The organism is Pseudoalteromonas xiamenensis (assembly GCF_030994125.1).
GTDB classification, from domain to species: domain Bacteria; phylum Pseudomonadota; class Gammaproteobacteria; order Enterobacterales; family Alteromonadaceae; genus Pseudoalteromonas; species Pseudoalteromonas xiamenensis_B.
Window position 1 is genome coordinate 373,846 of sequence record NZ_CP099917.1, and the last position, 12,619, is coordinate 386,464.

The following is a 12,619-nucleotide window of genomic DNA, read 5'->3' on the forward strand; positions in this document are numbered from 1 at the left end:
AAAAACTTAGAGTACCGCTTCAATCGTGAGTAATTTATTACCATTTGCAAAAGTGTGAAAAACTTCGTCGCCCTCTTCCATTCCCGCTAATTTACGGCCCATTGGGGAGGCAGGCGTTATTGTCCAAACTACACGGTTTTTGTATTCCAGTTTTAAGCCACCTTGGCTTGGACCGAGGAAATACCAATATTCGGTCTCTTCATCGTCCGCCAACATTATGAGCGAACCCACTTGTACTTTATCCGAAGAAAGTGTGAGTACGCTTTCATATTCTTTATATGATTTTATTAAACTATCCGCTCGTTCACTGTGTCCGTGCGCTAAGTAGCCCGCCTCTATCGCGAGCGAGTCATATTGCGTTTCAGCGACACTTTGCTCGTGAACAGCTCCTGCCCTTGCGTTTTCCGCAGCGTCTTTTGCCTCATCAATTAGCTGTTCTAATAGAAAGAGTATTTGGTGTGTAACCGCCTGTTTGTTCATTATCGCATTACCTCAAACTCTTTTATTGCCAACTCTTGGATTCCATCGAACACGACAATTTTCCATACCATTTGCTCTGACGAACACACGCCTACCATCCCTTGTGCAAAATAAACACCTGTTGAAACTTCTGAAAAAGTAATTGGAATACGGCCCATGTTCATATTCACGCCAGTAATAGTTGCAGTTAACTTACGATTTTCCTTTGCACTAACAAGTATTGGAAAAGGTTCTTCACCTTTAATTGTACTGAAACCCAAAATAACTCGCTCAGTTTTTAAACGATCAAGACATTCTTTATCGGAAAGGCAAAATTTAACGGAATTTGAACTTTCACTTTTTTCTGAACTTTCGTGTATACTTGATGATGACTCTCCACACCCAAAAAGGGCTAACGAGATCAGAAAGGGAAAAAACGTATAAATAATGCGCATTTTTACATCGAATTAAGAATGAAGTAATTGGGTCGAGATAGTAACAAATATTTTTGTAAATGTGTCATTTCCAAAATTTCAAAAACTCAGTTCGAAATTTGATTGATGTCATTATTTTATGCGATTGAGGTATCTTTTTAATTGCAAAGAAATTATCATTTTCCCTGCAAAAAATAAGGTTTCTCGAGTTCGTTTTTTGTACTTTTCAAGTACTTAAATGTAGTACTTGAAAATGACAAGTAACGGAATCGTTGAAAATATAACAGGGCCTGTTTTACAGGTAATTCATTTCTAAACGCATAAATTGCAGCGGAATCCAGAAAATGAGCCAAACAGTAGCATCACAAACTGAGTACAATTATAAAGTTGTACGCCAATTCGCTATCATGACAGTGATTTGGGGCATCGTTGGCATGGGTGTAGGTGTGTTTATCGCGGCCCAGCTTGCTTGGCCTTGGTTAAACTTCGACACTCCATGGTTAACTTACTCTAGACTACGTCCGTTACACACGAACGCAGTTATTTTCGCATTTGGTACAAGTGCACTATTTGCAACGTCTTACTACGTTGTACAGCGTACATGTCAAACGCGTCTTTTCTCAGACAAACTTGCAGCATTCACCTTTTGGGGTTGGCAAGCAATTATCGTATCTGCGGCAATTACATTACCTCTTGGTATTACGTCGTCAAAAGAATACGCTGAGCTTGAGTGGCCTATCGACATCGCTATCGCGATTGTTTGGGTAAGTTATGCAGTGGTGTTCTTCGGTACGCTAATCAAGCGTAAAGTATCGCACATCTATGTTGCTAACTGGTTCTACGCGGGTTTCATCATTACGGTTGCAATTCTTCATATCGTAAACAGCATGGCAATCCCTGTTTCACTAACTAAATCATACTCAATCTACGCGGGTGCTGTGGATGCGATGGTTCAGTGGTGGTACGGCCACAACGCGGTAGGTTTCCTACTAACTGCAGGTTTCTTAGGTATGATGTATTACTTTGTACCGAAACAAGCTGGCCGTCCGGTTTATTCTTACCGTCTATCTGTTGTTCACTTCTGGGCACTTGTTTCTCTATATATCTGGGCAGGTCCTCACCACCTTCACTACACCGCTTTACCTGACTGGACTCAATCACTCGGTATGGTTATGTCAGTGATCCTATTCGTTCCGTCTTGGGGTGGTATGATCAACGGTATCATGACGCTTTCTGGCGCATGGCACAAACTACGTACTGACCCAGTACTACGTTTCCTTGTTGTTTCTCTTTCATTTTACGGTATGTCTACGTTTGAAGGTCCAATGATGGCTATTAAGTCAGTAAATGCGCTTTCTCACTACACAGACTGGACTGTTGGTCACGTACACTCAGGTGCGCTAGGTTGGGTTGCTATGATTTCAATCGGTGCTATCTACCACCTAATCCCTGCTCTTTTCGGTCATTCAGGCATGTACAGCGTGCGTCTTGTTAACACACACTTCTGGTTACACACTGTTGGTGTAGTTCTTTACATCGTTGCAATGTGGATCTCTGGTGTTATGCAAGGTCTAATGTGGCGCGCAGTAAACGCTGACGGCACGTTAATGTACAGCTTTGTACAAGCACTTGAAGCATCTAAGCCTTTCTACATCATGCGTTTCCTTGGTGGTGTGTTCATCGTTACAGGTATGCTTGTAATGGCTTACAACACTTTCCGTACAGTTACAGCAAAAAGCGGCTCACTAGCTGACGACGCTAAAGCACAATTGGCTTAAGAGGTGTAGAACATGGCAAATAATAACTCAACCAATAAACATGAAATTGTAGAAAAGAACGTTGGCCTGATGGCTATCCTAACGGTGTTCGCAATCAGTTTCGGTGCATTGGTAGAAATCACACCACTTATGTTCCAAAAAGACACAACTCAACCAGTAGAAGGACTACGTCCGTTAACTGCGCTTGAGCTTGAAGGTCGAGACATTTTCGTACGTGAAGGCTGTTACGGCTGTCACTCTCAAATGATCCGTCCTTTCCGTGACGAAGTTGAGCGCTACGGCCACTACTCTGTTGCGGGCGAATCAGTATGGGATCACCCATTCCAATGGGGTTCAAAACGTACTGGTCCTGATTTGGCACGTGTTGGTCATCGTTATTCAGACGATTGGCATTATGCTCACTTAATGGATCCGCGTTCAGTAGTTCCAGAGTCAAACATGCCTGGCTATCCTTGGTTAGACAAAAACGTACTAGACGGCAAGTTGACCGCCAAGAAAATGGAAGTCTTTAAAGGGTTTGGTGTTCCATACACTGATGAAGACATCAAAGGCGCAGAAGCGGCAGTTAAGGGCAAAACAGAAATTCAAGCTCTAATCGCGTATCTGCAACAGCTTGGTACACACTTGAAGTAATTTATTATGGATTACGGAACATACAGAGGCATTTTAACTCTGGTAATTTTGGTACTGTTTATCGTTATTGTTGTGTGGGCTTATAGCAAACGCACTAAAAATCGTTTTGATAATGCTGCAAACGCTATATTTGAAGACGAGAAAACGCACAATGAAACGATCTCTAAAGAGGAAAAGGAGTCTGAAAAATGACTAGCTTTTGGAGTATTTGGGTCATCGTATTGACCTTATCGTGTCTTGCTATCATCTTCGGCTTGCTAATTTGGAACCTGAAGAATTACGCAGGTGTAGAAGAAGGCGCAAGTTGTGGACATGAGTACGATGGTATTGAAGAACTGAACAACCCACTACCTAAGTGGTGGACAATCATGTTCTTCGCTACGTTTGTTTGGTCTGTATTCTATCTTGCAGCATACCCGGGCCTAGGTAACTGGGAAGGTCTATTCAAATGGACAAGCTCAAACCAAGGTATCACATCAATGGCTGAATCTAAGCAAGCGGTGATTGATGCAAAGGCAAACGGTGAACGTGTGCAACTTGACCAAGAAGTTCGTGCGGCAGAAGAACGTTTCGGCCCAATCTTTAAACAATACGCTGCTCAAGATATTGAAGTATTAGTTAAAGATGAAAAAGCACTCGAAATTGGTCAACGCCTGTTCTCACAAAACTGTGCCCAGTGTCACGGCTCTGATGCGCGCGGTGGTGTTGGTTTCCCTAATCTTTCAGATAACGACTGGTTATACGGTGGTACACCTGACAAGATAAAAGAAACTATCCTTCACGGCCGTAAAGCAGCTATGCCAGCTTGGAAAGACGCGTTAGGTGAGCAAGGTGTTAAAGAAGTTACCGCTTTCGTTCTTAGCCTTTCTGGTCGTAAAGTAAACCAAAAAGACGCTGACGCTGGTCAAGCTCGCTTTGCAATGTGTGCTGCGTGTCACGGTATGGATGGTAAAGGTTCTGTAGCACATAACCTACCATTTGGCGCACCAAACCTAACAGACAACATTTGGTTATACGGTGGTTCTCAACGTGCAGTTGAAGAAACACTTAACCATGGTCGTCAAGGTGTGATGCCAGCATGGAAAGACATTTTAGGTGAAGAAAAAGTTCACCTATTAGCTGCATACGTTTACAGCTTATCGCATAACGAAAAGCACTAATAACGTAAGTTATCTAAGATCAAAAAAGCCTCCGATTGGAGGCTTTTTTTTGGGTTTTTATAAGGATTTAAGATAGAATGCTTGCACCAATTTTTAGTTGTTGAGTCACTATGAACCCTACTCCGTGGTATAAAAATTTCTGGCCTTGGTTTTTAATGTTTTTCCCACTTGTGAGCATCGTCGCATGTGTATTGCTTGTGTTTGTTGCCGTTGGAAATGGTCCAGATTTAGTTGTTGATGATTACTATAAAAAAGGTAAAGCGATCAACCTAGAGTTAACTAAGTTCGACAAAGCTAAAGCGTTATATCTACACGGGGATCTTAACGTTGCTGAACATCGAATTGCGTTCGATTTTACAAAAGGTGATCATAGTCAAGTTACAGCGCTTAAAGCTTCATTTTATCATCGCACAATTAAGAAACACGACTTCAACGTCACTTTATTGCAAAATGCTGACGGTCATTTCACCGCGACAGTTGAACACTACGAACCTGGTGCATATACCATATTCCTTGAACCTATGGATGGCAGCTGGAAGTTAAAAGAAAATCTAGAGTTACCAACGAAACAAACTGTCTCTATCAGCCCTGATTATAAATAAGTAGGTTAGCCATGTCGCAAAGTTGTTTCCACTGTTTGGAACCCATACCAAGTGGATTTGATGGACAGGTTACCTATGAACACGAACAACATCCTGTCTGTTGTATAGGCTGTCAGGCCGTCGCTGAGCATATTATTGCTGAAGGAATGAGCGATTATTATAAGTTTCGAACAGTCAAAGCTGGCAAAGTCGAAAACTTAGTCCCTGATCAACTTAAAATCATCGAAAGCTATGATAATGATGCTATTCAGGAAGATTTTATTTCGCATCAGGGCAGCCTAAACGAAGTATTGTTGAGTGTAGAAGGCATTAGTTGCGCCGCATGTGCATGGCTCATTGAAAAACAACTTTTAGCACTCAACGGCGTTGCGCGAGTGGACGTTAACACATCGACCCACCGCGCGATGATCTTATGGGACCCTTCGCTCATCAAACTCAGTGAAATGATAGCGAGTCTACATAATATTGGTTACAAAACCTACCCATTTCAAGCGGATGAAGAAGCAAGTCAAAAACAAGCGGTAGCGAAAGCATATGTCCGACGACTTGGCGTTGCCGGCATCATGACGATGCAAGTCATGATGTTTGCCTTTGCCATGTACTTTGGCATGTTCTCTGGTATGGATGAGAACTTCGAAGAATACTTCCGCTGGATTAGCTTTGTCCTTGCAACGCCTGTGATCCTATATTCAGCCTTGCCTTTTTTATCTAATGCGATAAAAGGACTCAAAGCCAAACAGCTCAATATGGATTTGCCCGTTTCAATGGCAATTTTCGGTGCATATGTAGCAAGCAGTTACGCGACAATTATGCATACGGGTGAAGTTTACTTTGAATCTATCTGTATGTTTACCTTCTTATTGTTACTCGGTAAATATCTTGAATTTAGAGCAAGATTAAAAGCGAGTGAGTTCACAGCCAATTTGCACAAGCTACTCCCCTTGACGGCAAGAAAATTACTCGAGTCAGGCGAAGAGCTGATTATTGCAGCTAAGCAATTAACACTGGGTGACAAAATCCTTGTTAAAGCAGGTGAAACAATACCAGCTGACGGACTCGTTATCGAAGGCAAAACTTCCGTAGACGAGTCGATGATGACTGGTGAACACCTCCCCGTTTCTAAAATAGTAGGCAACCAAGTCTTTGCCGGCACAAATAATCATGATGGTGTCATTACCATTGAGATAAATCAGCTTGGTCAAAATACTTTAATCAATCAAATCATTCGCTTGCAACATAGTGCCCTGACCAAAAGGCCAAAACTCGTTGAAGTTACTGATAAAGTTGCACAGTGGTTTGTTGCCTGTCTGCTACTCTTCGCAACCGCCACAGCGATTGGATGGTACCCTATCTCTCCAGACAAAGCCTTTTGGATAACTATCTCTGTACTTGTTGCGACTTGTCCTTGCGCGCTGAGTTTAGCAATTCCCACAGCCTTGACTTGTGCCGTCGCCAATTTGACAAAAAAAGGCATTTTAATAAAAGAAGCACATGTGTTAGAAACGCTGCCAAAAGTTACCCGTTTTGCATTTGATAAAACAGGGACTCTTACGGAAGGTCGATTTACAATTACCGACGTTGTGACACTGAGTGATTCATACGACAAAGAGACTTGCTTAAAGTTTGCAGGGCAATTGGAACATTTTTCTGAGCACCCTATCGCGAAAGCGTTTGAAGACTATTTTCCCAACAATCGAGCTTTAGACAACGTCGAAGTTTGCTCAGGTTATGGCATTCAGGGCGTTATTCAAAACCTAAATATCGCCATAGGTAAACCATCTTGGTTTGATAATTATGAAAGTGACGCACAAGCCGTTTTATTTATCGACGCTAAGCCAGTCTGTGAATTTAAATTAAGTGACAAAGTTAGAAATAGTGCACGCAACGTCATCGCGCAATTAAAGTCACAGGGTGTAACGTCTCACATGCTCACCGGTGACTCATCCAACTCAGGTCGTTTGCTTGCAACGCAACTTAAAATGGATTCAGTCCAAAGCGCTTGTACGCCTAAAGACAAACAGTCCTATGTAGACGATTGGGCATCCAAAGGCGAAGTCGTTGCAATGGTCGGCGACGGAATCAATGACAGTCCGGTTTTCAACTCAGCACACTTATCCATAGCAATGGAAACAGGCGCGGATATTTCAAAAAATACGGCCGATGTAGTACTGTTACGGAGTGACTTAGTCGCGATACCTGCGTTAATAACGGTTGCCAAAAAAACGAAACTAATTGTTCGCCAAAATCTTGCTTTGTCACTGATTTATAATGGCTCCATTCTACCTCTCGCGGCATTAGGGATGGTTGAACCATGGCAAGCCGTTATCGGTATGTCTGCAAGTTCGATTATCGTTATATGTAACTCTTTAAGGTTACTTAAACTATGAGCATAATTTACGTTTTAATACCAATTGCAATTCTTTTTGTGTTGATTGCCATTGGGATATTCTTTTGGGCTGTTCGTAGCGAGCAGTTTTCCGATTTAGAAAAACAAGGTCACAGTATCTTGTTTGACGATGACAAAGAGCAGCACAAAAAGGCCAATGAACGAGATTAATCTTTTTGCAGCTTTTTTAATGGGGTTGTTTGGTAGTGGCCATTGTCTTGTTATGTGCGGGGGTGGCGTCGAGCCTACAACTGGCTTCAAAGCACGAAAGCCCGTTTGTCATTGCACTTTGCTATAACATAGGAAGAATGACCAGTTATGGCGTAGCTGGGCTACTGGTTGCGTCGCTAGGCATTCAATTTGCAAAGCAAAACACCATGTTTGCCCTATCTCTATCAATGGTCAGCGCATTGTTTATGATACTTCTAGGTCTTTATATAATGCGTATCGCTGCGTCACTACAATGGATAGAAAAGGCAGGTAAAACGGTAATATGGCAACATCTTGTCAAAATTAATCGACATCTACTACCAATTGATAGCTACCCAAAGGCGCTTGCCTATGGTGCACTTTGGGGATGGCTACCATGTGGGCTCGTGTATTCTGCGCTGACTTGGACTCTTTCGGCAGAATCGCCTCTGCAAGGTTTGCTAATAATGTTCGCGTTTGCTTTGGGCACCTTTCCGGCTCTACTTTTGACGAGCCAAATTTCAACCAAAGTGAGTTCTTTCATTAATCATCAAATTGTGCGTATTTTGCTGGGAAATTTGTTTATTTGGTATGGTATTTATCTACTTATCATTGCAAGCAATAAGTTAGTACATTAATCTAGCAGGTGAAAGGCGTCAGTTTTAATGGAATTATTATGGATTTAAATAACCCCAATCGTGCAAGATCTAACTGCACCATAAGTTGTAACAACTGCAGTATAAGCCAGCTATGCCTGCCATTTAGTTTAAATGGCCAAGAAATGGATCGCCTAGACGAAATCATTGAGCGAAAGAAACCTCTTCATAAAGGTGACTTTTTGTTTGAATCAGGTGCCGAACTAAACGCAATTTATGCCGTCCGCTCTGGTAGTTTTAAATCTTTTACCATTTCCGAACAAGGCGATGAACAAATCACAGGATTTCATTTAGCAGGTGACCTTGTCGGCTTTGACGCAATCAACAAAATGCAGCACCAAAGTTTCGCTCAAGCACTTGAAACATCTATGGTCTGCGAAATACCGTTCGATACATTAGATGAACTCGCTGGTAAATTACCTAAACTTCGTCAGCAGATCATGCGTTTGATGAGCAGTGAAATTAATTATGACCAGGAAATGCTGTTACTTCTTAACAAGAAAACAGCAGAGGAAAGACTCGCTACATTCATCTATAACCTTTCAAACCGTTTCGGCGACCGCGGCTTCTCACGCAAAGAATTTAGATTTACGATGACTCGTGGTGAAATCGGTAATTATTTAGGCCTGACAGTTGAAACGATCAGTCGACTCTTGAGCCGTTTTCAAAAAGCAGATCTTATTAAGGTGGAAGGTAAATTCATTACTATCCTTGATATTCCTGAACTTGCAAAAACTGCTGGAATATCAATTTGATCTAGGGCAACCATTTGGTTGCTTTTCCTTTAACATTAGGCTATTTGATGTACACTGATACTAAACGCCTAATGTTTAAAGGACATCGAAATGGAAAGCATCAAAAATATTCTCGCTGTAATCGACCCCACAAAAGATCACCAACATAGTCTCGATAGAGCTGTCGCGTTAGCTCAAAAAACGGGGGCTGAGATCACGGCTTTCTTGTCTATTTATGATTTCTCTTACGAGATGACAACAATGCTATCTCGAGAAGAACGCGAGGCCATGAGAGATGCAGTGATCAATGATAGAAATGCTTGGATTCATGAGTTACTGTCTGAGTACGATGCACCAATCTCTAGCCGTGTTGAATGGCATAATCGCCCTTTCGAGTCAATTATTAATGCCGTTCTCGAAGAAGGCTATGACCTTGTAGTAAAAGGCACGCATCAGCATGACACGTTCAAATCTGTCATTTTTACCCCAACCGACTGGCATTTAATTCGAAAATGCCCTGCGCCAGTTTTACTTGTTAAAGAAAAACAATGGCCAAAGAATGGTCATATTCTCGCTGCAGTAAACGCGGTATCAGATGACGATTTACATATTGAATTAAACGATCGCATTATCAAAGACGCGCAATTTATCTCTAACTTAGCAAACGCAAAACTTCATCTAGTTAATGCATACCCTGCAACACCTGTGAACATTGCTATCGAAATTCCAGAATTTAACCCTTCTCAATACACTGAAGCGGTCAAAAAGCATCACGAAAATTCAACCTATGAATTAGCTGAAAAATATGGATTATCGAAAGAAGACTGTCTTGTTAAAGAAGGTCTACCTGAAGACGTTATTCCAGCAGTTTCAAAAATGCATAATACCGAGCTTGTCGTTATAGGCTCTGTTGGCAGAACCGGTTTAAGTGCGGCATTAATTGGCAACACGGCTGAACATGTTATCGATAACTTAGATTGCGATGTATTGGCATTAAAACCGGACGGTTACAAGAGTCCATTACAAGGATAACTCGCGACGATAAACGATATTTTCGACGTTGCTAGCCCGTTCTCTATCGCATTTCCCACCCATTTGGGTATAATTGCGCCCTCTTTTTTGCAGTTGATTTAAGGGGGCGCATGTCGCACTCAAAAGAAGCTAAAGCAGCCTATAATCTAAACAAGTTACAGAAACGAATTCGCCGTTTAGCTGGCCTTGCCGTTGGCGACTTTAACATGATCGAAGACGGCGACCGCGTGATGGTTTGTTTGTCTGGCGGTAAAGATAGCTATACATTGCTTGATACACTCCAGCATTTGCAACGTGTCGCGCCCATCCGCTTTGAATTGTTTGCAGTCAACTTAGATCAAAAGCAACCTGGATTTCCCGAGCATATTCTTCCTGAATATCTTGATACTTTAGGAATAGAATACAAAATCGTTGAAGAAGATACTTACAGTATCGTAAAAGAAAAAGTGCCAGAAGGTAAAACGACTTGTTCACTCTGCTCACGTCTTCGTCGTGGTATTCTTTACCGAACAGCGAAAGAAATGGGCGCAACCAAGATTGCGCTTGGACATCATCGTGATGATATTATCGAAACAATGTTTTTGAATATGTTTTATGGAGGCAAACTCAAAGGTATGCCACCAAAATTAATGAGTGACGATGGCGAACATATGGTCATTCGCCCTCTCGCTTATGTAAAAGAAGCAGATATAGAGAAATATGCGTTTAGCCAAGGTTTCCCGATTATCCCTTGTAATCTATGTGGCTCGCAAGAAAACCTGCAACGAAAACACGTAAAGCAGATGCTTCAAGACTGGAATAAATCACACCCAGGTCGAGTAGAAAGCATTTTTACTGCCATGCAAAATGTCGTGCCTTCACACCTAGCCGATACAGAACTATTTGGTTTTAAACAACTAGACAAAGCGAATGTTGTTGATGGTGGTGATATCGCCTTAGACAAACCAGACTTCAAATCTTTGCCGATATCTCACGAGGACGATGAAGATTCAGCGGTTCAGATCCAAACAATTGAACTTGCGTAAAAAAAGGAGCTTCGGCTCCTTTTTCTTTAATCCATTTTATTAGCTACGAATGCAGAAACTATTGTTACTTTGCAATCCATGGAACAATATTTTTTATCTCTACGTTAGCGTTGACCAAAACGTTTGAATCAATAGTATTTTCCATAGATATTTTACACGTTTTAGCTTCGCATAAAGCACCTGGTATATCGACCTCATCGTCAAACTCTATTTGAATTCCTTTTTGAGTCGGCAATAAAAAGGACAACAGTTTGCCAATGAAAAAGCCAGATAGATTAGTTAGCAAATCGTCGAACTCATCATTCACTTGATTTATGACTGAAGTATTTAGTTGCTTCAACTTAATCGAAGGTGCCTCTATCTGCATTTTCAATTGACATTCATGCGCAGGATTTTTCGGTTCGACTACAATGACAGCTTTATCAGCATCAAGTTGCTTATCCAGCGGCAACAAAAGCTGAGCATGTTTGGTATACGACAAAGGTAAACTGTTGTTCTCAGTTATTAATTTACCGCTTTTAATCTCACAGGGCTCAAGCGTAACGCTATCAACCAAATAAAAATTGATTTGCGCATATTCATACTGCCCTTTGTCCATGACTTTCAATCGGTCATAGAATCCGTCATACGAAACAACAAACTCTGAAGCGTTTGCTATTGGTGCTAACACCATTAGCGAAAACCCGACAATACTACTTTTCATCAAAATACACCTGATTGTGTCTTATCATGTCACTTAGCTCGTCAATATAATCCGAGCCACGTTCTGAATAGGAATGAAGCCCACGTGCCAGTTCGGTTGCATCTATCGGTCTTTTTTCAGCTCGCATTTGAGCTCGCAGTTCACGTAGTTCGAGATAAGCTCGATTCGTGTTAATGTTTCTAAAATAAGAACCAACCGCTTCTTGAATAGACTTGAAGGCAGCAACTTCATGTGCAGCTTCGTCACCTCGATGTTGTGGCACCATGCCACAACCTTTTCTATAGCACCATTGTCCGAAAAAATTCAGTCCAATTCGGGCAAAACGAGACGTCCCCCAAGCACTTTCATTTGCGGCTTGCATGAGTGCAAGCTCTCTTGGGATCACATCTACTCTTTTTAATGCGGCTTTTAACCGCTCTTGGCTAAAGTTTGAATCCGCTACAAGTTTGTACTTTTCGAAAATTTTGGTAATTTTCTTTTTTTGCGCTTTGGTGAGTGGCTCTTCAAACTGCACCATCATTAGTGCTATTTCGAGCGTGGCGCGTTCTTCTAAAATTTTTTTATTCTCGGCAATCACATGTGGCTTAATAAAATCAAAGAAAGCTTTTTTCTTAAGTGCCACGTCCTGAATTTCACCAAAATCAGGTAGCTTCACATTGTGAAGTGGTTTCTCCTCAACCTTTGGCGGCTGAACAGGTTTTTCATCAACCTCTGTGATTTCGGTTTCATGCTCTGGAGGCGTAGTTAAGAATGGATAGAGAAGTCCCCAAGCACTAACGAGTATAAAAACCAATCGTAATAAAACGGTTCGCATTCATTTCTCAAAAT

The 12,619-nt window shown here is 41.6% G+C and carries 14 protein-coding genes and 1 pseudogene; 11 read left to right on the forward strand and 4 right to left on the reverse strand.

Annotated features, from left to right (window positions below):
• Positions 1 to 6 precede the first annotated feature (6 nt).
• Positions 7 to 480 carry a transcription elongation factor GreAB gene (locus tag NI389_RS01670; protein WP_308361301.1) on the reverse strand — a complete coding sequence of 158 codons (474 nt, stop codon included), beginning with the start codon at positions 478 to 480 and terminating at the stop codon, positions 7 to 9.
• Positions 480 to 914: a hypothetical protein gene (locus tag NI389_RS01675; RefSeq protein ID WP_308361302.1), complete on the reverse strand. Its 435-nt coding sequence runs from the start codon at positions 912 to 914 to the stop codon at positions 480 to 482. Before NI389_RS01675 ends, NI389_RS01670 begins: the two co-directional genes overlap by 1 nt.
• 323 nt (positions 915 to 1,237) lie before the next feature.
• Between NI389_RS01675 and ccoN the strand changes: the two genes are divergently transcribed.
• From ccoN to ttcA, 11 genes and pseudogenes are all read left to right on the forward strand, one after another.
• A complete protein-coding gene (gene ccoN / locus NI389_RS01680; protein WP_308361303.1) occupies positions 1,238 to 2,671 on the forward strand; it encodes a cytochrome-c oxidase, cbb3-type subunit I in 1,434 nt (477 codons plus the stop codon).
• A 12-nt stretch (positions 2,672 to 2,683) separates the two neighbouring features.
• Positions 2,684 to 3,304, forward strand: coding sequence for a cytochrome-c oxidase, cbb3-type subunit II (gene ccoO / locus NI389_RS01685; RefSeq protein WP_208843372.1), 621 nt, complete (start codon positions 2,684 to 2,686; stop codon positions 3,302 to 3,304).
• 6 nt (positions 3,305 to 3,310) lie between these two features.
• Entirely contained in the window at positions 3,311 to 3,496 is a 186-nt protein-coding gene (locus NI389_RS01690) for a cbb3-type cytochrome oxidase subunit 3 (protein WP_208843373.1), read from the forward strand.
• Positions 3,493 to 4,464 carry a cytochrome-c oxidase, cbb3-type subunit III gene (gene ccoP / locus NI389_RS01695; RefSeq protein WP_208843374.1) on the forward strand — a complete coding sequence of 324 codons (972 nt, stop codon included), beginning with the start codon at positions 3,493 to 3,495 and terminating at the stop codon, positions 4,462 to 4,464. The genes NI389_RS01690 and ccoP overlap by 4 nt, the downstream gene beginning before the upstream one ends.
• Positions 4,465 to 4,574: 110 nt before the next feature.
• Positions 4,575 to 5,066: a FixH family protein gene (locus NI389_RS01700; protein WP_308361304.1), complete on the forward strand. Its 492-nt coding sequence runs from the start codon at positions 4,575 to 4,577 to the stop codon at positions 5,064 to 5,066.
• Positions 5,067 to 5,077: 11 nt separating this feature from the next.
• A complete protein-coding gene (locus tag NI389_RS01705; RefSeq protein WP_308361305.1) occupies positions 5,078 to 7,453 on the forward strand; it encodes a heavy metal translocating P-type ATPase in 2,376 nt (791 codons plus the stop codon).
• Complete coding sequence (gene ccoS, locus NI389_RS01710) at positions 7,450 to 7,623, forward strand: cbb3-type cytochrome oxidase assembly protein CcoS (protein WP_308361306.1); 174 nt, start codon at positions 7,450 to 7,452, stop codon at positions 7,621 to 7,623. The genes NI389_RS01705 and ccoS overlap by 4 nt, the downstream gene beginning before the upstream one ends.
• A pseudogene (locus NI389_RS01715) lies at positions 7,610 to 8,279 on the forward strand (sulfite exporter TauE/SafE family protein). Before ccoS ends, NI389_RS01715 begins: the two are co-directional and overlap by 14 nt.
• A 38-nt stretch (positions 8,280 to 8,317) precedes the next feature.
• Positions 8,318 to 9,052, forward strand: coding sequence for an FNR family transcription factor (locus tag NI389_RS01720; protein ID WP_208843378.1), 735 nt, complete (start codon positions 8,318 to 8,320; stop codon positions 9,050 to 9,052).
• A 90-nt stretch (positions 9,053 to 9,142) separates the two neighbouring features.
• On the forward strand, positions 9,143 to 10,063 hold the full coding sequence (gene uspE, locus NI389_RS01725) for a universal stress protein UspE (RefSeq protein ID WP_308361307.1): 921 nt from the start codon (positions 9,143 to 9,145) through the stop codon (positions 10,061 to 10,063).
• Between the two features lie 110 nt (positions 10,064 to 10,173).
• A complete protein-coding gene (ttcA, locus tag NI389_RS01730) occupies positions 10,174 to 11,088 on the forward strand; it encodes a tRNA 2-thiocytidine(32) synthetase TtcA (protein ID WP_308361308.1) in 915 nt (304 codons plus the stop codon).
• A gap of 64 nt (positions 11,089 to 11,152) precedes the next feature.
• Here ttcA and NI389_RS01735 read toward each other — a convergent pair whose 3' ends face one another.
• On the reverse strand, positions 11,153 to 11,791 hold the full coding sequence (locus tag NI389_RS01735) for a DUF2987 domain-containing protein (protein ID WP_308361309.1): 639 nt from the start codon (positions 11,789 to 11,791) through the stop codon (positions 11,153 to 11,155).
• The gene (locus NI389_RS01740) at positions 11,781 to 12,605 is read right to left on the reverse strand and encodes a glucosaminidase domain-containing protein (protein ID WP_308361310.1); all 825 of its coding nucleotides are present in this window, start codon (positions 12,603 to 12,605) and stop codon (positions 11,781 to 11,783) included. The genes NI389_RS01735 and NI389_RS01740 overlap by 11 nt, the downstream gene beginning before the upstream one ends.
• Positions 12,606 to 12,619 lie beyond the last annotated feature (14 nt).

Bases quoted from the DNA above. Each gene is read 5' to 3' on its own strand.
- NI389_RS01670 (WP_308361301.1), bottom strand. From the start codon at position 480: ATGAACAAACAGGCGGTTACACACCAAATACTCTTTCTATTAGAACAG.
- NI389_RS01675 (WP_308361302.1), bottom strand. From the start codon at position 914: ATGCGCATTATTTATACGTTTTTTCCCTTTCTGATCTCGTTAGCCCTT.
- ccoN (WP_308361303.1), top strand. From the start codon at position 1,238: ATGAGCCAAACAGTAGCATCACAAACTGAGTACAATTATAAAGTTGTA.
- ccoO (WP_208843372.1), top strand. From the start codon at position 2,684: ATGGCAAATAATAACTCAACCAATAAACATGAAATTGTAGAAAAGAAC.
- NI389_RS01690 (WP_208843373.1), top strand. From the start codon at position 3,311: ATGGATTACGGAACATACAGAGGCATTTTAACTCTGGTAATTTTGGTA.
- ccoP (WP_208843374.1), top strand. From the start codon at position 3,493: ATGACTAGCTTTTGGAGTATTTGGGTCATCGTATTGACCTTATCGTGT.
- NI389_RS01700 (WP_308361304.1), top strand. From the start codon at position 4,575: ATGAACCCTACTCCGTGGTATAAAAATTTCTGGCCTTGGTTTTTAATG.
- NI389_RS01705 (WP_308361305.1), top strand. From the start codon at position 5,078: ATGTCGCAAAGTTGTTTCCACTGTTTGGAACCCATACCAAGTGGATTT.
- ccoS (WP_308361306.1), top strand. From the start codon at position 7,450: ATGAGCATAATTTACGTTTTAATACCAATTGCAATTCTTTTTGTGTTG.
- NI389_RS01720 (WP_208843378.1), top strand. From the start codon at position 8,318: ATGGATTTAAATAACCCCAATCGTGCAAGATCTAACTGCACCATAAGT.
- uspE (WP_308361307.1), top strand. From the start codon at position 9,143: ATGGAAAGCATCAAAAATATTCTCGCTGTAATCGACCCCACAAAAGAT.
- ttcA (WP_308361308.1), top strand. From the start codon at position 10,174: ATGTCGCACTCAAAAGAAGCTAAAGCAGCCTATAATCTAAACAAGTTA.
- NI389_RS01735 (WP_308361309.1), bottom strand. From the start codon at position 11,791: ATGAAAAGTAGTATTGTCGGGTTTTCGCTAATGGTGTTAGCACCAATA.
- NI389_RS01740 (WP_308361310.1), bottom strand. From the start codon at position 12,605: ATGCGAACCGTTTTATTACGATTGGTTTTTATACTCGTTAGTGCTTGG.